The 21206-nt window shown below is 69.2% G+C and carries 25 protein-coding genes; 13 read left to right on the top strand and 12 right to left on the bottom strand.

What is annotated here, in order from left to right; translation table 11 throughout:
* The first annotated feature begins 7 nt into the window (after positions 1–7).
* From AB5I40_RS40380 to AB5I40_RS40390, 3 genes are all read left to right on the top strand, one after another.
* Positions 8–265 carry a hypothetical protein gene (locus AB5I40_RS40380; protein WP_370935429.1) on the top strand — a complete coding sequence of 86 codons (258 nt, stop codon included), beginning with the start codon at positions 8–10 and terminating at the stop codon, positions 263–265.
* A 2-nt stretch (positions 266–267) separates the two neighbouring features.
* Positions 268–417: a hypothetical protein gene (locus tag AB5I40_RS40385; protein WP_370935431.1), complete on the top strand. Its 150-nt coding sequence runs from the start codon at positions 268–270 to the stop codon at positions 415–417.
* Between the two features lie 165 nt (positions 418–582).
* Positions 583–1029 carry a DUF6292 family protein gene (locus AB5I40_RS40390; protein ID WP_370935432.1) on the top strand — a complete coding sequence of 149 codons (447 nt, stop codon included), beginning with the start codon at positions 583–585 and terminating at the stop codon, positions 1027–1029.
* 243 nt (positions 1030–1272) lie between these two features.
* On the opposite strand, the gene AB5I40_RS40395 is transcribed toward AB5I40_RS40390, so the two are convergent.
* Positions 1273–2169, bottom strand: coding sequence for an acyl-CoA desaturase (locus AB5I40_RS40395; protein WP_344283336.1), 897 nt, complete (start codon positions 2167–2169; stop codon positions 1273–1275).
* Between the two features lie 395 nt (positions 2170–2564).
* The gene (locus AB5I40_RS40400) at positions 2565–2768 is read right to left on the bottom strand and encodes a cold-shock protein (protein WP_037814060.1); all 204 of its coding nucleotides are present in this window, start codon (positions 2766–2768) and stop codon (positions 2565–2567) included.
* Positions 2769–3157: 389 nt separating this feature from the next.
* Between AB5I40_RS40400 and AB5I40_RS40405 the strand changes: the two genes are divergently transcribed.
* Entirely contained in the window at positions 3158–3346 is a 189-nt protein-coding gene (locus tag AB5I40_RS40405) for a hypothetical protein (RefSeq protein WP_370935435.1), read from the top strand.
* 102 nt (positions 3347–3448) lie between these two features.
* Here the strand turns inward: AB5I40_RS40405 and AB5I40_RS40410 are convergent, their stop codons facing one another.
* Genes AB5I40_RS40410 through AB5I40_RS40420 form a run of 3 tightly spaced genes read right to left on the bottom strand, consistent with a single transcriptional unit; the run spans position 3449 to position 6454 of the window.
* Positions 3449–5038, bottom strand: coding sequence for a glycoside hydrolase family 13 protein (locus tag AB5I40_RS40410; protein WP_370935436.1), 1590 nt, complete (start codon positions 5036–5038; stop codon positions 3449–3451).
* A complete protein-coding gene (locus AB5I40_RS40415; RefSeq protein WP_116201571.1) occupies positions 5038–5433 on the bottom strand; it encodes a globin in 396 nt (131 codons plus the stop codon). The genes AB5I40_RS40410 and AB5I40_RS40415 overlap by 1 nt, the downstream gene beginning before the upstream one ends.
* Before the next feature lie 19 nt (positions 5434–5452).
* The gene (locus AB5I40_RS40420; protein ID WP_370935437.1) at positions 5453–6454 is read right to left on the bottom strand and encodes a mechanosensitive ion channel family protein; all 1002 of its coding nucleotides are present in this window, start codon (positions 6452–6454) and stop codon (positions 5453–5455) included.
* Positions 6455–6865: 411 nt separating this feature from the next.
* On the opposite strand from AB5I40_RS40420, the gene AB5I40_RS40425 reads away from it, so the two are divergent.
* Positions 6866–7318, top strand: coding sequence for an HNH endonuclease (locus tag AB5I40_RS40425; protein WP_050788293.1), 453 nt, complete (start codon positions 6866–6868; stop codon positions 7316–7318).
* 119 nt (positions 7319–7437) lie between these two features.
* Here the strand turns inward: AB5I40_RS40425 and AB5I40_RS40430 are convergent, their stop codons facing one another.
* Positions 7438–7818 carry a hypothetical protein gene (locus tag AB5I40_RS40430; RefSeq protein WP_370935439.1) on the bottom strand — a complete coding sequence of 127 codons (381 nt, stop codon included), beginning with the start codon at positions 7816–7818 and terminating at the stop codon, positions 7438–7440.
* Between the two features lie 285 nt (positions 7819–8103).
* Here AB5I40_RS40430 and AB5I40_RS40435 point away from each other — a divergent pair, with 285 nt between their 5' ends.
* Together AB5I40_RS40435 and AB5I40_RS40440 are read left to right on the top strand one after the other, a co-directional pair.
* Positions 8104–8358: a hypothetical protein gene (locus AB5I40_RS40435; protein WP_037814055.1), complete on the top strand. Its 255-nt coding sequence runs from the start codon at positions 8104–8106 to the stop codon at positions 8356–8358.
* Complete coding sequence (locus AB5I40_RS40440) at positions 8345–8827, top strand: DUF5130 family protein (RefSeq protein ID WP_182894010.1); 483 nt, start codon at positions 8345–8347, stop codon at positions 8825–8827. Before AB5I40_RS40435 ends, AB5I40_RS40440 begins: the two co-directional genes overlap by 14 nt.
* A 506-nt stretch (positions 8828–9333) precedes the next feature.
* Here AB5I40_RS40440 and pepN read toward each other — a convergent pair.
* Positions 9334–11901, bottom strand: coding sequence for an aminopeptidase N (gene pepN / locus AB5I40_RS40445; RefSeq protein ID WP_370935441.1), 2568 nt, complete (start codon positions 11899–11901; stop codon positions 9334–9336).
* A 177-nt stretch (positions 11902–12078) separates the two neighbouring features.
* Between pepN and AB5I40_RS40450 the strand changes: the two genes are divergently transcribed.
* Positions 12079–12699 (top strand): DsbA family protein, encoded by a 621-nt coding sequence (locus AB5I40_RS40450; protein ID WP_370935443.1) that lies wholly within the window; start codon positions 12079–12081, stop codon positions 12697–12699.
* 46 nt (positions 12700–12745) lie between these two features.
* Here the strand turns inward: AB5I40_RS40450 and AB5I40_RS40455 are convergent, their stop codons facing one another.
* Positions 12746–13537 carry an MBL fold metallo-hydrolase gene (locus AB5I40_RS40455; RefSeq protein ID WP_370935445.1) on the bottom strand — a complete coding sequence of 264 codons (792 nt, stop codon included), beginning with the start codon at positions 13535–13537 and terminating at the stop codon, positions 12746–12748.
* Positions 13534–14271, bottom strand: a complete 738-nt coding sequence (locus AB5I40_RS40460) for a 2-phosphosulfolactate phosphatase (protein ID WP_370935447.1) — start codon at positions 14269–14271, stop codon at positions 13534–13536. Before AB5I40_RS40460 ends, AB5I40_RS40455 begins: the two co-directional genes overlap by 4 nt.
* Positions 14272–14315: 44 nt before the next feature.
* Between AB5I40_RS40460 and AB5I40_RS40465 the strand changes: the two genes are divergently transcribed.
* Entirely contained in the window at positions 14316–14789 is a 474-nt protein-coding gene (locus AB5I40_RS40465; protein ID WP_344283378.1) for a ribose-5-phosphate isomerase, read from the top strand.
* A complete protein-coding gene (locus tag AB5I40_RS40470) occupies positions 14789–15598 on the top strand; it encodes an Fpg/Nei family DNA glycosylase (protein ID WP_370935448.1) in 810 nt (269 codons plus the stop codon). Before AB5I40_RS40465 ends, AB5I40_RS40470 begins: the two co-directional genes overlap by 1 nt.
* A gap of 862 nt (positions 15599–16460) precedes the next feature.
* Here the strand turns inward: AB5I40_RS40470 and AB5I40_RS40475 are convergent.
* A complete protein-coding gene (locus tag AB5I40_RS40475; protein ID WP_370935450.1) occupies positions 16461–17249 on the bottom strand; it encodes a hypothetical protein in 789 nt (262 codons plus the stop codon).
* Between the two features lie 142 nt (positions 17250–17391).
* Here AB5I40_RS40475 and AB5I40_RS40480 point away from each other — a divergent pair, with 142 nt between their 5' ends.
* Together AB5I40_RS40480 and AB5I40_RS40485 are read left to right on the top strand one after the other, a co-directional pair.
* A complete protein-coding gene (locus tag AB5I40_RS40480) occupies positions 17392–18267 on the top strand; it encodes a TIGR03619 family F420-dependent LLM class oxidoreductase (RefSeq protein ID WP_370935451.1) in 876 nt (291 codons plus the stop codon).
* A 1-nt stretch (position 18268) separates the two neighbouring features.
* A complete protein-coding gene (locus tag AB5I40_RS40485; protein ID WP_370935452.1) occupies positions 18269–18709 on the top strand; it encodes a nuclear transport factor 2 family protein in 441 nt (146 codons plus the stop codon).
* 2 nt (positions 18710–18711) lie between these two features.
* Here AB5I40_RS40485 and AB5I40_RS40490 read toward each other — a convergent pair whose 3' ends face one another.
* A complete protein-coding gene (locus tag AB5I40_RS40490) occupies positions 18712–19572 on the bottom strand; it encodes an alpha/beta fold hydrolase (RefSeq protein WP_370935454.1) in 861 nt (286 codons plus the stop codon).
* Between the two features lie 49 nt (positions 19573–19621).
* Positions 19622–20089 (bottom strand): MarR family winged helix-turn-helix transcriptional regulator, encoded by a 468-nt coding sequence (locus AB5I40_RS40495; RefSeq protein ID WP_370935455.1) that lies wholly within the window; start codon positions 20087–20089, stop codon positions 19622–19624.
* A gap of 73 nt (positions 20090–20162) precedes the next feature.
* On the opposite strand from AB5I40_RS40495, the gene AB5I40_RS40500 reads away from it, so the two are divergent.
* Positions 20163–21170: a 4,5-dihydroxyphthalate decarboxylase gene (locus tag AB5I40_RS40500; RefSeq protein WP_370935457.1), complete on the top strand. Its 1008-nt coding sequence runs from the start codon at positions 20163–20165 to the stop codon at positions 21168–21170.
* Positions 21171–21206 lie beyond the last annotated feature (36 nt).

A 21206-nucleotide genomic window follows, 5' to 3' on the forward strand; every position in this document is an offset into this window, starting at 1 on the left:
TGAACGGATGACCGAACCCGACGGCGACCCGACCGCGGACTTCCTCGCCGAGGTCCGGGCCGAGGAGACGCCGTGGCGCACCGACCGGCCCGCGGACGCTGATCCCGCTCCGGAAGCCGGGCCCGGACCTGGCCGTGCGCGGTCAGTGGTGCGCGCGGTCGGCGAGGCCGCGCCCTATGTGCAGGCGGGGTTGTTCGCCGCTTGGGTGGCCACCTCGATCGCGGATTCGGCCGACGGCGGCCAGCCGGGCGATGTCAGCGGCTGATCTTGGCGGCTGATCTTGGCTGCTGGGAACCGGGTGCGGCCGCGCCGGGTGTCCAAGCAGGACTGTCGACCGCGCGGATCGCCACGTCGATCGCGGATTCCGCCGCCAGCGGCCGCCTGTCGAGCGACTTCGGCGGCGGCCAGACGGGTTGATCTCGGCTCCGGGGTTGTCCCAGCGGGTAGAGTCGGAGTCCGGTCCAGCTGCCGGATGCCCGATCCGGTGCGACCCCGATCATCGCGACCGCCGGCCTTCGCGCGATTCGACGACCCCGGTTCGCTTTCTGCGCGAAGCGGAAGCGGCGGCGGAAGAGGAGACCCATGCTCCTGTCCGGTCCGGAACGCCCGATGTCCCTGCCCACCGCCGACGACCCGCAGGTGCTGCGGCAGGCCTTGGCCGCATACGTGCGCGAGGTCGCCGCCGCGGTCGGGGTGTCGGTGGAGTGCACGTCGTGCGAGGTCACCGACACGATCACCGCGTACGTCGCGCTGAGCGGCCGGTCCCCGCGGTTCCCCGGCCGGGATCTGATGCTGCTGTGGACGATGCGGCAAGGCTGGTCGGTGGCGGTGGAGACGACGCCCGCCGAGGCCCCGCAACAGGTAGCCCAGCTGGGCGGCGACGTGACCCCCGCGCCGGAACGGGTACGCCGGTTCGTCGCGGACGTGGTGAGTTCGGCCGAGAAAGCCGGGACTCCGGGGCCGGTGCTGGCGGTGTCCAGCCACGGCGACCTGCGGACCCGGCTCGAGGAGCGGGTTCGCCGGGCTTGAGGGGCCGGAAGTTCACTGAACGTTCGCGTGCTTCGAAGCCGGTGCGCGGCGGTGTCCGGCCGCGGCGACCTGCGGACCCGGATCGCGAGGAGCGGGTCCGCCGGGCCTGAGGGGTTCGGCCGGGAACGTCGGCATCGCCGGAACATCCGCGCTATGGCCACTTCGCCGTGTCTTGATGTTCGTGAGGGGAACCCTGAGGGAATCTGATTCCCTCAGGGTTCCCCTCACGAACCGTGAAAGTGCTCAGGCCGTCTTGAGCTTGCGGGCGAGCCGCTCGGCGCGGGGCCAGCGGACGTGCGAGGCCCAGCGGAACTTCTCGAACATCCAGATCAGCCGCGCGGAGATGTCCAGCTGACCGCGGCCGACGCCGTGCCGGGCTCCGGTCGGGTCGGCGTGGTGGGAGTTGTGCCAGGACTCGCCGAAGGACGCGATGGCCAGCGGCCAGAAGTTCGCCGAACGGTCGCGCGCCTCGAACGGGCGCTCGCCGATCAGGTGGCACAGGGAGTTGACCGACCAGGTCACGTGGTGCAGCGCGGCGACCCGGACCAGCCCGGCCCAGAAGAACGCGGTCAGCGCGCCCCACCAGGTCATCGTGATCAGTCCGCCCAGGAGTGCGGGGCCCAGCAGGGTCGCGAGGGTCAGCACCGGGAAGAGCCGGTCGATCCGCTTCAGGTCGGCGTCGTCGAGCAGGTCCGGGGCGAAGCGGCGCGGGTTCGTCCGGTCGCGGCCGAACAGCCAGCCCATGTGCGCGTGCCAGAAGCCCTTCGCGAGCGCGGCGGGCGTGGTGCCGAAGCGCCACGGCGAATGCGGGTCGCCGTCGCGGTCGGAGTACGCGTGGTGGCGGCGGTGGTCGGCGACCCAGTCGATCACCGGTCCCTGCATGGCCATGCTGCCCGCGACGGCGAGCGCGATCCGCAGCCCGCGGCGGGCGCGGAACGCGCCGTGCGTGAAGTACCGGTGGAAGCCGACGGTGATGCCGAGGCCGCTCACGCAGTAGAACGCGGCGGCGAGACCCACGTCCAGCCAGCTGAGGCCCCAGCCCCAGGCCAGCGGCACCGCGGCGGCGACCGCGACGAGAGGGACGACGGCGAAGAGCTTCACCAGGAATGCCTCGGTGCCGGTCTTGCGGCCGGCGAGCATGGGCTGGGGCTGTTTCGGGGGACGCTGGAGGGTGCTCTGGGTGTCGATGGGTAACGCTCCTACTCGAGCTGGTCCGGCCGCCGCGCTCTGCGGGGCCGAGGCCGGTGCCGCGGCGGGTGTCCGGGGCAAGGGGGAGCCGCCGGACAGGGGATGCGCCGTGCGTTGCGAACTGGCCAGGCAGGGGAGGGCCTCAAGGCCAGTCGCGACCTGCTCTGGTCAACGGGTGATCTTCGGTCCGGGTTCCCGGGACGCGGAAGACCTTGCGCGGCCGGGTGAATTCACCGGCGCGCACCGGAACGTGAATCAGAATCGGTTGCCGTGGGCGGAAAGTCCGCTCCGGCGAGGGTCCCCCTGGTGCGGAAAGCCTTCCGCACCAGGGGAAACACCAGCGGAACTCAGATGGCGCGGACGCCGGTGGCCTGCGGGCCCTTCTGGCCCTGGCCGACCTCGAACTCCACGCGCGCGTTTTCCTCAAGGCTGCGGAACCCGTTGCCCTGGATCTCCGAGTAGTGCACGAAGACGTCGGCGCTGCCGTCGTCCGGGCTGATGAACCCGAAGCCCTTTTCGGCGTTGAACCACTTCACGGTGCCTTGCGTCATAAAAACTATCTCCATCGGACTAAACAGCAGATGCCACCTCGACACCCGGGTCTGGCAACCGACGGTGTGCCTTCCGAAAAGAGAAACACCACGCCCGCTACATCTTGCGAGCGTGGCTGCGGGACGTACCCACCGCACGAACACAAAACACGACCGCGATCAGTAAAGCACGCCGGAGCCGGTCTCACCAGGGCTGCCGCTCCGCGGGTCCACTGTGGACGCCGCGACGCGCGGAGGGGGACGGGCTCGCGGGCAGGTCGGGGGCGGGGAGTAGCGTCAGCACCGTCGAGAAGTCTCACCGTGTGCCGGCGCTCGAGCCGGCGCCGTCCCCGGCGGACCCGCCCGCGCGGTGCCCGCCGGTGGCCCCTTCCACCTCGACGAGGAGCGACATGCGCTCGGAACGACGTCCGCTGTCCGCCGAAACCAGTGAATTCGCCCGTGCCCGGGTCTCCGCCGAACAAGACCTGCGCGTGCAGCAGGAACACGCCGCCCGCACCGTCGCCGAACACGCGCACGACGTCGACGACCTGCGAGGATTGCTCGACATGCTCGGCTTGGAGGCGGGCGCCCGAGTCTGACCCGTGCGCAGGTCGTGAGGGGAACCCTGAGGGAGTCAGATTCCCTCAGGGTTCCCCTCACAGACCCGCACGACAGCCGCGCTGTCCACCGACAGGCGTGGGCTACCCGAGCCAGGCGGCTGAGTCGGGTGCGAGCCTGCCGTCGATCAGCGGGCTGCTGGTCAGCAGCACTTCGCCTGGTGGGAGGGCGATCGAGCTGGCCGAGGTGTTCAGCGCGCAGATCAGCCCGCCCCGGCCGCGGCGGAACGCGAAGCAACCAGCAGGCGCGCCGTACCACTGAAGCTCGTCCCCACCGCGGAACGCCGGATGGTGTTTCCGCAGCTCAACCGCGCGGCGGTACAGCGACAGCGTCGATTCCGGGTCTTCGAGCTGCCGTTCCACCGTCAGCGGAGCCCAGTCCGCGGGCATCGGCAGCCAGGTCTGCGCGGTGCGCGAAAACCCGTACGGCGGGAGCGTGCCCTCCCAAGGCAGCGGCACGCGCTCGCCGTCGCGGCTGAACTCCGGGCCCTGGGAGCGGGCGCGCGGGTCGGTCATCGCTTCCAGCGGCAGGTCGGCGTTCGGCAGGCCCAGCTCTTCGCCCTGGTACAGGTAGACCGCGCCGGGCAGGGCGAGTTCCACCAGCGCCATCGCGCGCGCCCGGCGGACCCCGGCCGCGCCGCCGCCGTAGCGGCTCGCGGCGCGCCAGACGTCGTGGTTGGACAGCGTCCAGGTCGCGGGAGCGCCCGCCGCGCGCGGCACCGCCAGCGAGCGCTCGATCGACGTGCGCATCGCGTCCGCGTCGAAATGCGTGAGCACCAGGCGGAAGTTGAACGCCAGATGAAGTTCGTCCGGCCGCAGGTAGCGCGCCAGCCGTTCCTCGTCCTGCACCCAGATCTCGCCGACGGCCATCGCGTCCGGGTACTCGTCGAGCACCTTGCGGATCAGCTGGTGCACCTCGTGCACGCCGTCGTCGTCGAAGCGCGGATCGCCGAGCGCGCCGCCGCCGTGCGCGGGCGTGTCCGGGTCCATGTCGGGCAGCCCGGCCGGCTTGGCCATCCCGTGCGCGACGTCGATCCGGAATCCGTCGACGCCCCGGTCGAGCCAAAACCGCAGGGTGCGTTCCAGATCGGTGCGGACGTCCGGGCTGGCCCAGTTCAGATCCGGCTGCTGCGGCGCGAACAGGTGCAGGTACCACTGCCCGTCCGGCACCCGCGTCCACGCCGGCCCGCCGAACACGCTGACCCAGTTGTTGGGCGGTTCGGCTCCGCCGGGACCGCGGCCGTCGCGGAAGTGGTAGCGCTCCCGCTCCGGGCTGCCCGGCCCGGCGGCCAGCGCGGACTTGAACCACGCGTGCTGGTTGCTCGTGTGGTTGGGCACCACGTCCACGGTGACCCGGATGCCGCGCCGGTGCGCCTCGGTGAGCAGCACGTCGAAGTCGCCGAGGGTGCCGAACATCGGGTCGACGCCGCGCGGGTCCGCCACGTCGTAGCCGTGGTCGGCCATCGGCGACGGGTAGAACGGCGTCAGCCACAGGGCGTCGACGCCCAGCAGCTCCAGGTAGCCGAGCTTGCTGCGGATGCCCTCGAGATCCCCGATGCCGTCCTCGCCCGAATCGGCGAACGACCGCACGTAGATCTCGTAGAACACCGCGTCCGACCACCACGACGGCCGCGGAAGGCGGTCCGGCCGCCTGCCCGCGACCTTGCGTCTCATCAGACGAAGCTGTTCATCATGCTGTGCGCGGCCATTTCCAGGTACGCCCACAGCTGGCTGAGGTACGGCTCGGGGAGGTTCTCCTCGTCGATGGCGATCCGGATGCAGCGCAGCCACGCGTCGCGTTCGATCGGGCCGATCTTGAACGGCGCGTGCCGCATCCGCAGCCGGGGGTGGCCGCGCTGGTCGGAGTAGGTGTGCGGACCGCCCCAGTACTGGATGAGGAACAGCCGGAACCGCTCCTCCGCCGGGCCGAGGTCCTCCTCCGGGTAGAGCGGGCGCAGCACCTCGTCGCGGGCCACTTCCTCGTAGAACCGCTTGATGATCCGGCGGAAGGTCGGTTCGCCGCCCACCGCCTCGTACAGGTTCGCCGGTTCCGGCTCGCTCACAGACACACCTCCATCTTGCCCTGCCTCAGCTGCGCTGCGCGCCCGACTGCTTGTCCTGCATGGACGACAGCAACCGGCCGAGCGGGGGTTCGAAACCGGCCTCTTCGAGCGCGCCGAGCAGCTGCCCGCGCAGCTTCCGCTGCACCGCCCACTGCTTGCCCGGTCGCACCTTGACCGTCAGGCGCAACAGGATTCCCTCCGGTGTGACCTGTTCGACGCCGAGCAGCTCCGGCGGCTCCAGCACGTTGGCCGAAAGCGCGTCCGATTCGACCGCCTTCGTGGCCGCGCCGCTGAGCACCTCGGTCGCCTTGTCGACGTCCGCGGAGTAGCTCAGCGGGACATCCACCACGGCGTAGGCGAAGCCCTGGCTGGAGTTGCCGACGCGCAGCACCTCGCCGTTGCGGACGTACCAGACGGTGCCCTTCAGGTCGCGCAGAGTGGTGATGCGCAGGCCGACCGCCTCGACGGTGCCGGTCGCTTCGCCGATGTCCACGACGTCGCCGACGCCGTACTGGTCCTCGATCATCATGAACATCCCGGAAAGGAAGTCCTTGACCAGGTTCTGCGCGCCGAATCCGAGCGCGACGCCGACGATCCCGGCGGACGCGATGATCGGGGCCAGGTCGATGCCCAGTTCGCCCAGCACGAGGATGAACGCGAGGCCGTAGATCAGGAACGTGGAGCCGGACTTCAGCACCGAGCCGATCGTCTTGGCGCGCTGCCTGCGGCGTTCGGTCACCGCGGTGCCGAGCATGTCCGGCGCGCGTTCGCGAAGCGGTCTCAACAGCGCCGGGATCTTGCCGCCGCTGCCCGAGGCCGGAAGCGTGGTGACCCGTTCGATCAGCCGCTTGGTGAGAAATCGCACCAGGAAGGCGACGACCAGGATCAGGACGATCTTCAGCGGCTTCGTGAGGAGCCAGCCCGCCGACGCGGCGAGCCACTCGTTGTGCGTGACCGAATAGACCTGGGCGCACCACGTCCCGGTCTCGGAGATGCAGGCGGGTGGAGCGCTGAGCACGGCATTCACTGGCGGAGATTGTCCCTTCTCGTTTCTTCGCCCCGGCGGCGCGCAGGCGGCCGCGGGGTGGCCGCCGGGTCGCGGGTATGTGACACGTCACAGAACACGCGTGCGCCGGGGCCCTGATGTGTGGTCGACTATGCCTGCACCGGTGGAGGTGGTCGAGTGCCAGACCGACAACCCGTCCCCCTCGGCGGCGCCGGCCAAGCCATGGCCGAGCTGCCGCCGGAGGCGATCCTGCGTGCCTGCCCGGGAGGGTCCGCATCCGGCGGCTCCGTCCCGTCCGGGCCGGGGACCCGTCCAGGGGGAGCATCCCGTCCGCCCGGACAGCGTAGAGCCCGCGATCCGGTCGCCCCGGCGTGGGGGCGGCGCCGGGTCCTCCTGCTCAACGCCACTTTCGAGCCGCTGACCGCGGTGCCCATGCGGCGCGCGGTGGTGCTCGTCATGTGCGGCAAGGCGGAGGTCGTCCACGGCGATCCGGGCGGCGTCGAACTGCACGCCGCGACGGTGTCGCTGCCCGTTCCCTCGGTGATCCGGCTCAGCACATACGTGCGGGTGCCCTACCGGGCGCAGGTGCCGCTCACCCGGGCCGGGCTGATGCACCGGGACCGGCACCGCTGCGCCTACTGCGGCGGCCGGGCCGAGACGATCGACCACGTCGTCCCGCGCAGCAAGGGCGGTCCGCACAGCTGGACCAACTGCGTCGCTTGCTGCGCGAAGTGCAACCACCGCAAGGCAGACCGGCTCCTGTCGGAGATCGGCTGGCGGCTGCGCGTGGTGCCGCGCGCTCCGCACGGCCCGCACTGGCGGCTCCTGGCGCATTCCAAAGAGGCTGATCCGCTGTGGCGGCCGTATCTCGGGTCGGCGGCCTAGGCTCCCGGACCTGGACACGTCGGCACCCCGGCTGCCTGTGCGGCGGCCGGGGCGAGCCGATGGATCGTGCTCGACGTCTGGTGTCCGGTGCTGGGCGGTGCTGACTGTGCCGTTGGCGCTCAGGCGGCGAGGCTGTAGTCGGCCTGGCAGGTGACGCGGGTGCCCATCGTGACCCGGGTGCCGCGCGTGACACGAGTACCGCGGGTGACCCGGGTGCCGCGCGTGACACGAGTACCGCGGGTGACCCGGGTGCCCATCGTGACGCGAGTGCCTGCCGTGACGCGGGTCCCGCGGGTAACGCGGGTGCCCATCGTGACTCGAGTTCCCATGGTGACCCGGGTACCCATTGTCACGCGAGTGCCCGCGGTGACCCGGGTTCCGCGGGTGACCCGAGTAACCCTGGTGCCGGACGTGACCCGCGTTCCGGGCACGAATCCGGTCTCGCTGGGTGACGAAATGGTCTCGGTGATCGCCTGAGCGGGGGTCTGGACGCTCTGCATGAGGTGTCCTCCTGGGACCGGTGCGTAACGGGCTGGGGCTGGGGAGGCGGGCGCAAGGCCCGTACAGGTGAAAAAGCTACGAGGATTTCAAGGTTCGGACAAGCCGGTATCGCCCGGTACGGCCGCCTGTACGGCGAGTTGCCATCTTTCGGCCCGCCGCCCTTCGCCCCAACGTTCCAGCGGGGGCGGGCCAAGCGGCGGACGGCGCCTCAGCGACGACGAACGGTCGCCGCCGGTCGCGGTGTCGCGCGGTGGCTCCGGAAGGCATCCGATACGCTCACCGGCGTGAACGTTGTCGAGACGATCCTGGTCTACGCGGTCATCCCCGGGGCCATTTACTTCGTGGTCGGCGCCGCGACCTTGCGGAAGAAGTTCTCGGGGACGCCGCGGTACCGGCCGGGGCAGCCGTGGGAGTACCCCGCGATGTGGTGGACCGCCAACCCGGACGGCGTAGGAGCCGGCCACGGCCCGGCGGTTGACGTGAATGCGGCGCCCGCGGGCGCTTCGACGGCCGCAGGAGGCGCTCGTGGCAAGTGGTGAAGTGACCCAGACCGCGGTCGCGGAGAAGGACCTGGCCTTCGGCGAGGTCATCACCAACAGCGGCAGGCTGTCGGCGGCGAAGATGTACGAGCCCGCGGCCCCGACGAGCCCGTTCACGGTGCAGCAGCTCGCGCGCCTGGACGAGGCCCTGACCTTCGCGACCCGCGAAACCGGCCTCGGCTTCAGCATTTACCTTGGCGACCTCGGCGAAGACACCCGCGCCGGCGCGGAAAAGCTGCACGCCGCCACCGACGACCCCTCGAACGCGGTCCTGCTGGGCGTCTCGCCCGCGCAGCGCGCGATCGAGATCGTCACCGGCGAACGCGCCCACTCGCGCCTGCCCGACCGAGGCGCGAATCTGGCCGTGGCGAGCATGGTGGCCTCCTTCAAGGAAGGCGACCTCACCGGCGGCCTGGTCAACGCCCTGCGCATGCTGAGCGACCAAGCGGGCCCCGCCCCGAAGCACTAACCCCCGCACAACCTTTCGAGAGCCGTCCCGCCATCGCGCGGGGCGGCTCTTTCTACGTTCTGGCCCCGGCCCTAGTCCGTGAGGGCCACCCTCACTGACTCTGATTCCCTCAGGGTTCCCCCACGACCTTTCGACGGTCCGTGAGGGGCCCCTTCACGGAATTAGATTCCCTCAAGGAGCCCTTCACAGACCATCCGCCCAGCGCGCGCCGGGATGCGCCCCAATGTGGCGTTCGGTGCGCCAGACGCACCGAACGCCACATTGGGTGCGTCGCATGCACCCAATGCCACATTGGGGCGCTAGCCCCACCACCCAACCGCAGCCAACCTACGAAGCTAGCCATGCAGCCAGACCCGGCCCTGCACCCCGATACGAAGCCAAAAACACGGGCTGAGGGTGCTTGTCAAGGCATCTTTCCCGCCTTGACAAGCACCCTCAGCCCGTAGTCACCATCAGCTTCGGGGTGCCCCAACGCAACACGCTTGCGTCAGAACCCCGAAGAAAACTCAAGCCTGGCTATCGAAGTCCCGAGCGGCCAACGCCCGAACAATCCCAGCGCGCCCCTCGGAGACGAGCCGTCGCAGCGCCGCCGGGTGGTCACCTTCGAGCCACTCATCCGAAGCATTAACCGTCGCAGGCTCAACAGCCCAAGACGGGTACAGGCCGATCGCCGTCGGCTGAGCCCGCTCGCTGGACCGCCGAGCCCACACGTCGTCGATAACCTCGAAGTACCGCTCGATGTACTCCCCGAGCAAGTGCTTCTGCCCCGGGTGCGAGAACCCAGAAATCAACGCATCGCTCACCGCATTGGGAATCTCGTCGTCGTAAATAGCCCGCTGCCAGGTATCAGCCTTGGCCTCCGCAGTCGGCTGCAACGCCCGAGACCGCTCAGCGTGCCGCCGTCCGGCAGCAGTGTCATCCCGCTCTTGCTCGGCATTGATCTCGTCCGCACCAGCCTTGCCATGCGCGACCAACGCCTGCAACAACCGCCACCGCAGATCAGTGTCCACCGTGAGGCCCGGCAACGGCGCAGACCCGTCGAGCCACCCAGCGATCTCCGCCAGGATCTCGTCGCTCAACACCCCACCGGCCAGCGAGTTCACGAACGCCAGCTGATGATCCGACCCAGCCTCCGCGGTCCGAGCCAACTCCAACAGCCGCCCGCTCAACGCAGGCCACCCCTCAGAAGCAGCCCACTTCTGGTCCGCATAGGAGTTGAGCGCAGTCTGCGCCTGCAACAGCAGCCGCTGCACCACGCCGACCTCGCTCTCGGCGTGAATCCCGCGCGCCACGAGCGTCACGAAGTCGCGAGCCTTCAACTCGGCCTCGCGCGTCATCTCCCAAGCGGCCGACCAGCAGAGCGTGCGCGGCAGCGATTCGGTGATGTCGCCGATCCGGTCGATCAGCGTGGTCAGCGACGCCGGGTCGAGGCGCATCCGGCAGTAGGTCAGGTCGTCGTCGTTGACCAGCACGAGCTTGCCCGCGGCCTGCCCGACCAGGTCCGGGACCTCGGTGCGCTCGCCGGTGACGTCCAGTTCGACGCGGCGGGTGCGGACGATCTTGCCGTCGCCGTCCTCGTCGTACACGCCGACCGCGACGCGGTGCGTGCGCAGCTCGCCGGCGCCCGGCTTCGCACCGGTCTGCACGACGGCGAACGACGCGAAGGTGCCGTCCGCGGCGATCTCGTAGCGCGGGCTGAGCGAGTTGAGGCCGGTGGTCTCCAGCCATTCCGCGCTCCACCACGACAGGTCGCGGCCGGACGCTTCCTCCAGCGCGGCCAGCAGGTCGGCGAGCGTGGCGTTGCCCCACGCGTGCTTGCCGAAGTAGACCTTGAGGCCGTCAAGGAAGTGGTCGATGCCGACGTAGGACACCAGCTGCTTGAGGACGCTCGCGCCCTTGGCGTAGGTGATGCCGTCGAAGTTCACCTCGACCGCGTGCAGGTCGACGATGTCGGCCGCGATCGGGTGCGTCGAGGGCAGCTGGTCCTGGCGGTAGGCCCAGGACTTCTCGATGTTCGCGAAGCTGGTCCAGGCGTTCTTGTACTCGGTCGCCTCGGCCTGGGCGAACACGCTCGCGAAGGTCGCGAACGACTCGTTCAGCCACAGGTCGTCCCACCAGCGCATGGTGACCAGGTCGCCGAACCACATGTGCGCCATCTCGTGCAGCAGCGTCTCGGCGCGGCGCTCGTAGGCGTAGCGGGTGACGCGGCTGCGGAAGACGTAGTCCTCGAGGAAGGTGACCGCGCCGGCGTTCTCCATCGCGCCCGCGTTGAACTCCGGCACGAACAGCTGGTCGTACTTGGAGAACGGGTACGGGGTGCCGAATTTCTCGTGGTAGAAGGCGAAACCCTGCTTGGTTTCGACGAACAGCCGCTCGGCGTCCATGTGCTCGGCGAGCGACGCGCGGCAGTAGATGCCGAGCGGGATGGTGCGGTGCTCGTCGCGGAACTCGTCGGTCCATTCCGCGTACGGGCCGGCGACGAGCGCCACCAGGTAGGTGGAAATCCGCTCGGATTCGGCGAACTGCGTGCGGCGCGCGCCGTCCTCGGTGTCCTCGGCGCTTTCGACGAGCGCGTTGGACACGACCTTCCAGTCGCGCGGGGCGTGCACCGCGAGCCGGTAGACGGACTTGAGGTCCGGCTGGTCGAAGCAGGCGAACATGCGCTTCGCGTCGGCGGTCTCGAACTGGGTGTAGAGGTAGACGCCGTCGTCGACCGGGTCGACGAACCGGTGCAGGCCCTCGCCGGTGTTCATGTAGCGGCAGTCGGCGGTGACGACGAGTTCGTTCTCCGCGGCAAGGCCGGGCAGCGCGATGCCCTTTTCCTCGGCGTAGCCGCTGACATCGAGCTCAGTGCCGTTCAGCACGGCGGAGCGGACGCCTTCGGCGACGAGGTCGATCCACGAGGCTTCGCCGGGACGGCTGCTGGAGAACCGCACCGTGGTGGTGGAGCGGAACGTCTTCTCCCCTGGACGGCCGCTGCCGTCGGTCAGGTCCAGCTCGATGTCGTAGGACGACACGTCCAGCAGGCCGGAGCGCTGCTTGGCTTCGTCACGCGTCAGGTTGGGGGCGGGCACGGGCACCTCTGGTCTTCGGTTCCGGTTGGCACGACGTTCAGCATCCAATCATGACGGGCCCGCAACCGGCGACCAGGGAACAATGCGGAGGGCCTCCCGCGTTGCCTCGCAGTGCGGGGGTTCGCCCCGCCCTCCGGCGAATGCCGGGGAGCAGCCGCGCCGAGGAGCCCGTGAAAAATGACTGACGCGTCCCAGCCTGTGAAGGTGGACTTTTTCTTCGACCCGATCTGCCCGTTCGCGTGGATCTCGTCGCGGTGGATCCTCGAGGTCGAGAAGCACCGTGAGCTTGACCTGACCTTCCGGGTGATGAGCCTGTCGGTGCTGAACGAAGGCCGCGAAGACCTGCCCGAGCGGTACAAGGAGCTGCTGAGCGAGGGCTGGGCCCCGGTGCGCGTCGCGACCGCGCTGGCGCAGACCCAGGGCCAGGAAGCCGTGCGGAACTTCTACACCGAGTTCGGCACCCGCTACCACAACCAGCACAACGAGGACCGCAAGCTCGTCATCAAGGAAGCGCTGGCCGCGATCGGCGCCCCGGCCGAACTCGCCGAGGCCGGCGAATCGGCCGAATACGACGAAGCGCTGCGCAAGAGCCACCACGAGGGCATGGACCCGGTCGGCATGGACGTCGGCACGCCGACCATCCACGTCAACGGGACCGCGTTCTTCGGCCCGGTGCTGTCGTCGATCCCGCGGGGCGAGGACGCGCTGAAGGTGTTCGACGGCGCGGTCGCGCTGGCCAGCTACCCGGACTTCTTCGAGCTGAAGCGCACCCGGACCGGGGACCTGAACTTCGACTGACTCCCGGCTCGTGAGTGCTGATCGCGGTTAGAACCGTGACCAGCACTCACGAGAACCCGAGCGCCGCCCTGGTGACGTCCTCCGGGTAGGGCGCGTTTTTCAACGCCTCTTCGAGCGGCGTCTTGGCGGTCTTCAGCTCGTGGAGCTTGAGCAGACCGTCGCGGTGTGTGCGGACGAACGCTTCATCCACCGGCTCGCCGTGACCGGGTACGACGATGCGCGGTTCGAGTGCGAGCAGCGCGTTCATCGCTTTGGCCCAAGCGTCGAGTTCGTCGTCCGGCCCGAATGAGTACGCGGTGAAGCCGTGCGGACCGTGTTCCACGACGTCGCCCGCGAAGACGACGTCGGCATCCGGCACGTGCACCAGCAGGTCGTGGTCGGTGTGCGCGACGCCGGGGTGCACGAGCGTGACGGTGCGGCCGCCGAGTTCGAGTTCGGCACGGTCGGGCACGAGGCGGTCCGGCGGCATGAGCCCGGTGCGTTCGATGGCGTCGGCGATTTCCGGCTTGCCCTCTTTGCGGTAGTGCTCGGCCCAGGTTTGTTTGTCGGCTTCGCCGTTCTTCAGCATGGCCCGCAGGCAGCCGGGGTGAGCCCAGACGTCGCACGGCAGGAACGGCGTGGTGCCGAAGGCGTGGTCGAAATGCGCGTGCGTGTAGACGACCGACCACGGCAGCTCGGTCAGCTCGCGGATCGCGGCGGCGAGTTCGGCGCCCTGGTCGACGTCGCCGCGGGTGTCGATCACCAGGCACTGCTCTCGGCCGAGCACCAAGCCGGTGGTGAGGTCCAGTTCGTCGTACCGGCGGGCGAAAACCCCGTCGGCCACCTCTGTCCAGCTCATTGCCCCTCCAGAATTCCGTGCGACAGCCTCGCCACGCTATCGCTGACGTCCTGCTGGGCAGCGAGAAATACGTCGTTTCCGTGGCCGGTCGCGGCGAGCTCCCGGCCGGAGGTGCAGCTGGTCAGCGCGGCTGGCACGTCGGTGGCCGCGTAGGCAGCTGCGGCGAGCGCGGCTTCGGCGGATCGCGACCCGGTCAGCGCGCTGACGATCGCGCCCGCGCCCAGCTGGTCTTCGACGCACGGCCGCAGCGGACCGAATTCCGCTCCTTTGCCGAACATGTCCACGCCCCAGCGTTCCCCGGCGGGAATGACGCCGATCGGCCGTCCGTCGGCGATTTCCATGGCTTTCGCCGCGGTCGCTGACGCATTTCGCAGACAACCGGCCAATACGTGCGCGCCGGTTTTCTGCGCGGCCGCGCAGAGCGTCGCGCCGTTGGGGGAGGGGAGAGCGAGCAGCGTGCCGGACGGGATCTGCGTCACAGAAGACGGCCGGAGCGTCCATTCCTCTTCGCCCGCGACTGCTGCTCCGGCTCCGCGCGCCTCGGCGATTCCGCGTTCGTCGCGCCAGCGCACCGGCAGCACGCGGCCGCCCCGGCTGACGACGAGATCCGTTGTGGTGCTGAAGGAAAGCACGTCCACGATGATCAGCACCGCGCATTCCCGGCCGAGGATTCCGACGCCTTCGCCGCCCCATTCGAGCCGGACGTCCGCGCCGTGCTGCGCTGCGATGTCCACCCCCGGAGCATGCCGGGTCGGGCGCGAGATGGCACACTCCCGCTGTGCGTGTCTACTTGGGATCCGACCATGCCGGTTTCGAGCTGAAGAACCACCTTGTCCGCCACCTCGGCGAACAGGGGCACGAGGTGACCGACATCGGTCCGTTCGTCTACGACGCGGCCGACGACTACCCGGCGTTCTGCGTCGAAACCGCGCGCCGCGTGGCCGCCGACGAGGGCAGCCTCGGCATCGTCATCGGCGGTTCCGGCAACGGCGAGCAGATCGCCGCGAACAAGGTGCCCGGCATCCGCGCCGGACTCGGCTGGAGCGTCGAAACCGCGCAGCTGACCCGGGAGCACAACCACGCCCAGGTGCTGGGCGTCGGCGCGCGGATGCACACCGAGGAGCAGGCCACCGAGATCGTCGAGGCGTTCCTGGCCACGCCGGTCGACCCGGCCGAGCGGCACGCGCGGCGCGTGCAGCAGCTGCTCGACTACGAGCGCACCGGCACCCCGCCCGCCCTGCCGGAGGCCTGATGCCCGAGGGGCACACGCTCCATCGGCTGGCCCGTCTGCACAAACGCCGGTACGCCGGCGAACCGGTCTTGGTCAGCAGCCCGCAGGGCCGGTTCGCCGCGGAGGCGGAGAAACTCGACGGGCAGGTGCTCGTTTCCGCTGAGGCGTACGGGAAACACCTGTTCCACAACTACGGTCCTATGGGGACAGTCCATGTCCACTTAGGTCTGTACGGCACGTTCGGCGAGGCCGCGCTGCCTGTTTCTTCGCCGGTGGGCCAGGTGCGGATGCGGCTCGTCGGCCGCACCCACTGGACCGATCTGCGCGGCCCGACGCGGTGCGAACTGCTGGACCCGGCGCAGGTCGACGCGATCAAGGCCCGGCTCGGTCCGGACCCGCTGCGCCGCGATGCGAAGCCGGATCGCGCGTGGGAGCGGATTTCGCGGTCTCGTACGACGATCGCGGCGTTGCTGATGGATCAGGCTGTGCTGGCCGGCGTCGGGAACGTTTATCGCGCGGAAGTGCTGTTCCGGCACGGGATTTCGCCGATGGTTCCCGGACGCGCGCTGGACCGCGTGCTGTGGGACGACATCTGGGCGGACCTGGTGACGCTGATGCGCGCCGGGGTCCGGGTCGGGCGGATCGACACCGTCGCGCCGGAGCATTTGCCCGCGGCGATGGGCCGGGCTCCGCGCGAGGACCGGCACGGGGGCGAGGTTTACGTCTACCGGCGGGCCGGGATGCCGTGTCTGGTGTGCGGGACTCCGGTGGCGCAGAAGGAATTGGCTGCGCGGAATCTTTATTGGTGCCCTACTTGCCAGCCTGCTTGAGTTCGGCGGAGTTGGGTTTGCGCTCGCTGGCTTGAGCTGGGTTCGCCCCGATGCGGTTTTCTCCGCAGCACGCGGGGTTCTCGCCACTCGCACCCCGGTCGGCGGGTTCCGTTGCGCTAGGCCGAGGTTCGTGAGGGGAACCCTGAGGGAATCAGATTCCCTCAGGGTTCCCCTCACGAACCTTTCTCGGGACCAACGGAGCCGCGCAACCTCGTCTTGCCAGGCGGTGCACCGCATCCCCTGGTGACCGCTGCAACGAACCCTGCCGCAGTACTGGGAAACCCCAATGTGGCATTGGGTGCATGGGACGCACCGAATGCCACATTGGTTGCGCTGGGCGCACCTAATGCCGCGTTGGGTGCGGGGGGAGGCACCGAAGGCCGTTGGTTGCGCTGGATGCACCGAAGGCCGCGTTGGGTGCATGGGGTGCACCTAATGCCGCGTTCGGTGCGCTGAACGCACCCAATGCCACATTGGGGTTGTTCCGTAATCGTCGTGCGGCTGCGTGCGGCGATGCGAAGCACCGGCTAGGCCCTGATGGTTCGCGGCGCTCGGCTCCGCAGTCGTCCGTGAAGGGCTCCTTGAGGGAATCAGATTCCCTCAAGGAGCCCTTCACGGACGTTGACAGCGCCGGACCGCGCCCGTCGGCCGGAGAATTCCGCACACCGTTGGCGCTGCGGCCAGCCGCCGGGACAGACCTGTCACGCGGCAGCCGGGGCTGGTTCGCGTGTGGAGACGGCGAGGGTCCTGCGGGGTTTGTCTGCGTGCGGAGACGGCGAGGGCTCCGCGAGGCTTGTCCACACGCGGAGACGACGAAGGCCCCGCGGCAAACCTGCCACAGGGCCCTCTCGCTGGTCATCGGTCAGAAGTCGAAGCCCCCGCCGTCAAACCCGCCTCCATCGAAGCCGCCTCCGTCGAAACCTCCGCCGAAGTCCTGGCTTCCGTCGAAGCCGCCGCCGTCGAAGCCTCCGTCCATGCCGCCGGCGTCCAGGGCGTCCGCTTGGCCCGCGTCGTAGCCGGATTCCCAGGCCGAGGCGCTGGCGATGCCGCTCATGCCGGAGAACATGGCGCTGAACAGGAACATCGAGCCCAGGCCCCACGCGCCGGCGACGAGTGCGGGCTTCCACCACGGCTCGCTGTACCAGCCCTGCGGCACCGGGCGGCCCGCGACGCGGCCGCCGGGGTAGTAGTACGGCGTTTCCTGGCCCGGGTCGGGCGAGGCGGCGTAGCGCTGGCCTTCGACGTCCACCTCGCGGTGTTCGGTGACCTTGCCCGCGCGTTCGCGTTCGGCCTCGTCCGGGAGCGCGGGGCCGGGGTCCATGCCCATCGCCGTGCGCGCGGCGCGCACGTAGTACAGGCCTTCGATGGCGGTTTCCTTCACCAGCCGGGCCTGTTCGACCGTCTTGGCCTGCTCCAGCTGCGAACCGGCGGCGTTGTAGCGCTCGCTCGCGTCGGCCATCGCCTGCTGGGAGGCGGTGTCGGTGCCGGTGATGTTGAGGACCTGGCCGCCGAGGCGCTCGACGAGGCGGCGCGCGTCGGCCTTCGCGTCGTCGAGCTGGCTCTGTCTGGTCGCGGCCTGCTTCCTCGACAGGTACAGCACGCCTCCGACGATGACGACGACCAGCACGATCAGGAGGATCGCGGTGCCCATGGGTCACTCCGTGTCTCGATCTGACGAGCCGGCCGGGCAGCCGTCTCTGAAACGGACAACGCGGACCGTGCGCGGAGAGTTCCCGGCGGCGCCTCCGATCGGGCGGTGGCCGACAAAACTAGAACACGTTATAGTCCGCGGCATGAAGTTCTCCTTGTCGATCGCGATGAGCCCGCTCGACCAGCTGAGCGGCCTGGCCCGCGCCGCCGAGGAGGCCGGGTTCTCCTCGATCGTGCTGCCCGATTCGCTCTTCTACTCCGAGAAAGTGTCCGCCGACTATCCCTACACCCCCGACGGCAGCCGGTTCTGGGACGAGAACACGCCTTGGGCCGATCCGCTGGTCGCGACCGCCTCGATGGGCGCGGTGACCGAGCGGATCCAGTTCTACACGTCGGTGCTGAAACTCGGCTCGCGCAATCCGGTGCTGCTCGCCCGCCAGGTCAACTCGGTCGCCGCGCTGACCGGCGGACGGTTCGGCCTCGGGCTGGGAATCGGCTGGTCGCCGGAGGAATTCGAATGGTGCGGCGCGCCGTATGCGCGGCGCGGCAAACGGTTCGACGAGGCCATCGAGGTGCTGCGGCTGATCCTCAGCGGCGACATGGTCGAGTTCCACGGCGAGTTCTTCGACTTCGACAAGCTCAAGATGAGCCCGCCGCCGCCCTCGCGCGTGCCGTTCTACATCGGCGGGCACACCGACGTCGCGCTGCGCCGGGCCGCGCGCGTCGCGGACGGCTGGTCGTCCGCGATGATGACGCTCGACCAGCTGCGCGACACCATCGGCAAGCTGAAGGGCCTGCTCGCCGAGCGCGGGCGCGCCGACGACCCGTTCGAGTTCCAGGCGGTGTGCGTCGACCGGTTCGGGCTCGACGGATTCCGCGAGCAGGCCGAGGCTGGCGTCACCGACGCGATCACCATGCCGTGGGTGTTCGAGGGGCACGGATTCGACGCGGAGCTGCGCCCGAAGGTCGACGCGATCCGCAAGTTCGGCGACGAGATCATCGCGAAAATCGAGGAGTGACATGGGAGTCGAGGTCTGCTGGGACCCCGCGGCGCAGCAGCCGCCCGCGCGGGAGGCCGCGTTCAAGTCGATGACGGCGGCGACCGCCGGGGACAAGGACGGCTGGCTCGCGCTGTTCGCCCCGGACGCGGTCGTCGAGGACCCGGTCGGGCCGTCGATGTTCGACGAGGAGGGCAAGGGCCACCACGGGCGCGAGGGGCTTTCCGCCTTCTGGGACAAGACGATCGGGAACGTCGAGAAGTTCGAGTTCGTGATCCGCGATTCGCACGCGGCGGGTTCGGAGGTCGCGAACGTCGGCACCATCACGACGTTTCTGCCCGGCGGCTATCGCGTCGACACCGACGGGGTGTTCGTCTACCGGGTCAACGAGGACGGGCTGGTCGTTTCGATGCGTGCGTTCTGGGAGACCGAGCGGGCGATGGCGACTGCGCGACAGGTATGATGTCAGCCCGCGTCCGTTTCGACGAAGTCAAGAACGTGGGCGGTGACGAGATCGGGTTGCTGCAACGTCAGCGCGTGAGTGGTTCCCGGCACGATTTCCGTGCTGATAAGGGGATTCAGCGTCGCGATGCGCGCGGCGACCTCTCGTGCGCGGTGGATATGGCTGCGTTCGCCGAGGACCAGCAGGACGGGGACTTCGATCGCGCGAAGCTCGTCGTCGGTGAAGACGTGCTGCGGCGGTAGTCGCGCTTTGTATTTGAGACTGGCGAACAGCAGCGGCCGCAAGGTGTGCCGCACGCTCGGATCGCCGGCGACGATCCGGCGCTGGACCGCGGCGGGCAGCAGCCAGAGGAAGATCTCCGTGAAACTCCACAGGATGAACTTCGGGACGCTGATCGCCGCGAATCCGGCCGGTTCCAGCCCGATGACGCCCGCGATCTGGCCGGCGGACCGGGTCGCGAGGTTCAGCGCCAGGAAACCGCCGCGCGAGACGCCCGCGAGGTAGACCTTCTCCTGGCTGATGGCGGCGAGGACTTCGGAGAGCCACTCGGCGAGGTCGTCGTCGGTGCTGGCGGAAGCGGTCTCGACCGAGTGCCCTGGTTCGCCGATCGAATCGATGGCGTAGACCGGGTGGCGGGCGGCCAGTTCGGCGAGGTGCGGGTACCACGACAACGACGAGCCCATGATGCCGTGCAGCAGGACGATCGGCGTGCCCTGTTCGGGACCGCTGCGCCGGACGCGGGTGGGGCCGAACTTCGTCGGAATATCCAGTTCCTCGGAGGGAACCGGCCACTTTCGCAGGATCTTCGCGTACGCGGCGAAGTAGCGTTCTTGGGCTTTGGGGTCGGTGAAAGCTCCCGGCATGTCGTCCCCTCCCCGAGACGGATAACCGTGCACTTACACCGTAGCAGGGTTACGCGTTGTCCAGGCGCAGCAAAGTGTTCAGCAGATTTCCGCCGGGAAGCCCCTCGTCGCCGAAGATCCGGTGCTGCACCTCGATCACGAGCGGCAGCGCGGCGCGCAGGGCGGCTCCGCCGGAGTCGGTCACCTCGACGCGTTTGGCGCGGACGTCCTCGTCGCTGCGCGCGCGGGCGACGAATCCCTTGCGTTCCAGCGTTTTCAGGATCTGCGACACCTGCATCGGGTGGATGTCGCCGGAGGTCGCGAGACCGGATTGGGTGACCGGGCCGCCGGTGCGGTTCAGCCAGGCGGCGAGCGCGAGCGTCTGGAACTGCAGGTGCGTCAGGTCGAGCGGGGCGAGCGCCTGGTCGATCTCGCGGACGTAGCGGTGCACGACGCGCCACATGACGAAGCCCACCGCGTTCTCGGGGGCGCCGAGCGAGGCGGTGGCGAAGAGTTCGGCGAGCGCGTCTTTGTCCATCGGGAGGCATCGTAGCGGTTGCCCTTCGATAGTAAACGCGTTTAGTATCGGAAGGGACGGAGAGGGGCTTCTGATGACTGACCTGCGGCTGGACTTCGGCCTGTACCGGTACGACAACACCCGCCCGCTGTTCGACGGCCGGGTCCGCTTCGACGGCGTCGACGCGACCCTGCACACCGCCGACATCGTCTCGGACCTGTTCGAGCGGATGGTGCGGGGGCGCGAGTTCGCCGTCGCCGAACTGGGCCTGACTTTCTACCTGCGCACCTTGGACCTGCCGGATCCGCCGTTCGTCGCGTTGCCGGTGTTTCCGAATCGGCAGTTCCGGCATTCGGCGATCTACGTGAACGCCCGCAGCGGCATCCGGACGCCGCGGGACTTGATCGGCAAGACGATCGGCGAGTTCGCGACCTACGGACACGACGCGGGCGTGGTGGCGAAAGGCATGCTGTCCGACGAGTACGGCGTGCGGCCGGAACAGAGCCGGTGGGTGATCGGCGGGTTCGATTGGCCGATGGAATGGTTCGACTTCGTGCCCCGGCTGCATCCTCCGGAGGTGGAGGTGCGGCAGGCTCCGGAGGGGAAAGCGCTCGGTTCGATGCTGGAGAGCGGGGAGATCGACGCGTTTATTTCCGCGGATCCGCCGCGCGGGATTCGGGAGGATTCGCCGGAGGTGGCGCAGTTGTTCCCGGATTACGTGAGCGTGGAGCGGGAGTATTACCGGCGGACAGGGATTCGGCCGATCATGCATGCGGTTGTGGTTAGGCGGGATCTGCTGGCGGAGCATCCGGGGCTGGCGGAGCGACTGTATCGGGGGTTCGTCGATGCTAAGGAAATGGCGATGGCGGACTACCGGCGGGGGCGGATCTTCAATCACATGGGGGATGCGGGGATGGTGCCGTGGTTCAGCGCGTTGTATGACGAGAATCGCCGGGTGTTCGGGGAGGATTGGTGGCCCTACGGGATCGAGAAGAACCGGCTTTCGGTGGAGGCGTTCTTGCGGTGGCACTTCGAGCAGGGGCTGTCTCGGCGGTTGATGACGGTGGAGGAGATTTTTGTGCCGGAATTGCTGGGTACTTAGCCGGTTAGCGGACCGGGCTGACTGGCTGTCGAGGCC

Source organism: Amycolatopsis sp. cg13 (genome assembly GCF_041346965.1).
Taxonomy (GTDB): Bacteria; Actinomycetota; Actinomycetes; order Mycobacteriales; family Pseudonocardiaceae; genus Amycolatopsis.

Coding starts and splice junctions, on each gene's coding strand:
- AB5I40_RS40380 (WP_370935429.1), top strand. CDS start 8: ATGACCGAACCCGACGGCGACCCGACCGCGGACTTCCTCGCCGAGGTC.
- AB5I40_RS40390 (WP_370935432.1), top strand. CDS start 583: ATGCTCCTGTCCGGTCCGGAACGCCCGATGTCCCTGCCCACCGCCGAC.
- AB5I40_RS40395 (WP_344283336.1), bottom strand. CDS start 2,169: ATGCTCGCCGGCCGCAAGACCGGCACCGAGGCATTCCTGGTGAAGCTC.
- AB5I40_RS40400 (WP_037814060.1), bottom strand. CDS start 2,768: ATGACGCAAGGCACCGTGAAGTGGTTCAACGCCGAAAAGGGCTTCGGG.
- AB5I40_RS40405 (WP_370935435.1), top strand. CDS start 3,158: ATGCGCTCGGAACGACGTCCGCTGTCCGCCGAAACCAGTGAATTCGCC.
- AB5I40_RS40410 (WP_370935436.1), bottom strand. CDS start 5,038: ATGAGACGCAAGGTCGCGGGCAGGCGGCCGGACCGCCTTCCGCGGCCG.
- AB5I40_RS40425 (WP_050788293.1), top strand. CDS start 6,866: ATGCGGCGCGCGGTGGTGCTCGTCATGTGCGGCAAGGCGGAGGTCGTC.
- AB5I40_RS40430 (WP_370935439.1), bottom strand. CDS start 7,818: ATGCAGAGCGTCCAGACCCCCGCTCAGGCGATCACCGAGACCATTTCG.
- AB5I40_RS40450 (WP_370935443.1), top strand. CDS start 12,079: ATGACTGACGCGTCCCAGCCTGTGAAGGTGGACTTTTTCTTCGACCCG.
- AB5I40_RS40455 (WP_370935445.1), bottom strand. CDS start 13,537: ATGAGCTGGACAGAGGTGGCCGACGGGGTTTTCGCCCGCCGGTACGAC.
- AB5I40_RS40470 (WP_370935448.1), top strand. CDS start 14,789: ATGCCCGAGGGGCACACGCTCCATCGGCTGGCCCGTCTGCACAAACGC.
- AB5I40_RS40475 (WP_370935450.1), bottom strand. CDS start 17,249: ATGGGCACCGCGATCCTCCTGATCGTGCTGGTCGTCGTCATCGTCGGA.
- AB5I40_RS40480 (WP_370935451.1), top strand. CDS start 17,392: ATGAAGTTCTCCTTGTCGATCGCGATGAGCCCGCTCGACCAGCTGAGC.
- AB5I40_RS40485 (WP_370935452.1), top strand. CDS start 18,269: ATGGGAGTCGAGGTCTGCTGGGACCCCGCGGCGCAGCAGCCGCCCGCG.
- AB5I40_RS40490 (WP_370935454.1), bottom strand. CDS start 19,572: ATGCCGGGAGCTTTCACCGACCCCAAAGCCCAAGAACGCTACTTCGCC.
- AB5I40_RS40495 (WP_370935455.1), bottom strand. CDS start 20,089: ATGGACAAAGACGCGCTCGCCGAACTCTTCGCCACCGCCTCGCTCGGC.
- AB5I40_RS40500 (WP_370935457.1), top strand. CDS start 20,163: ATGACTGACCTGCGGCTGGACTTCGGCCTGTACCGGTACGACAACACC.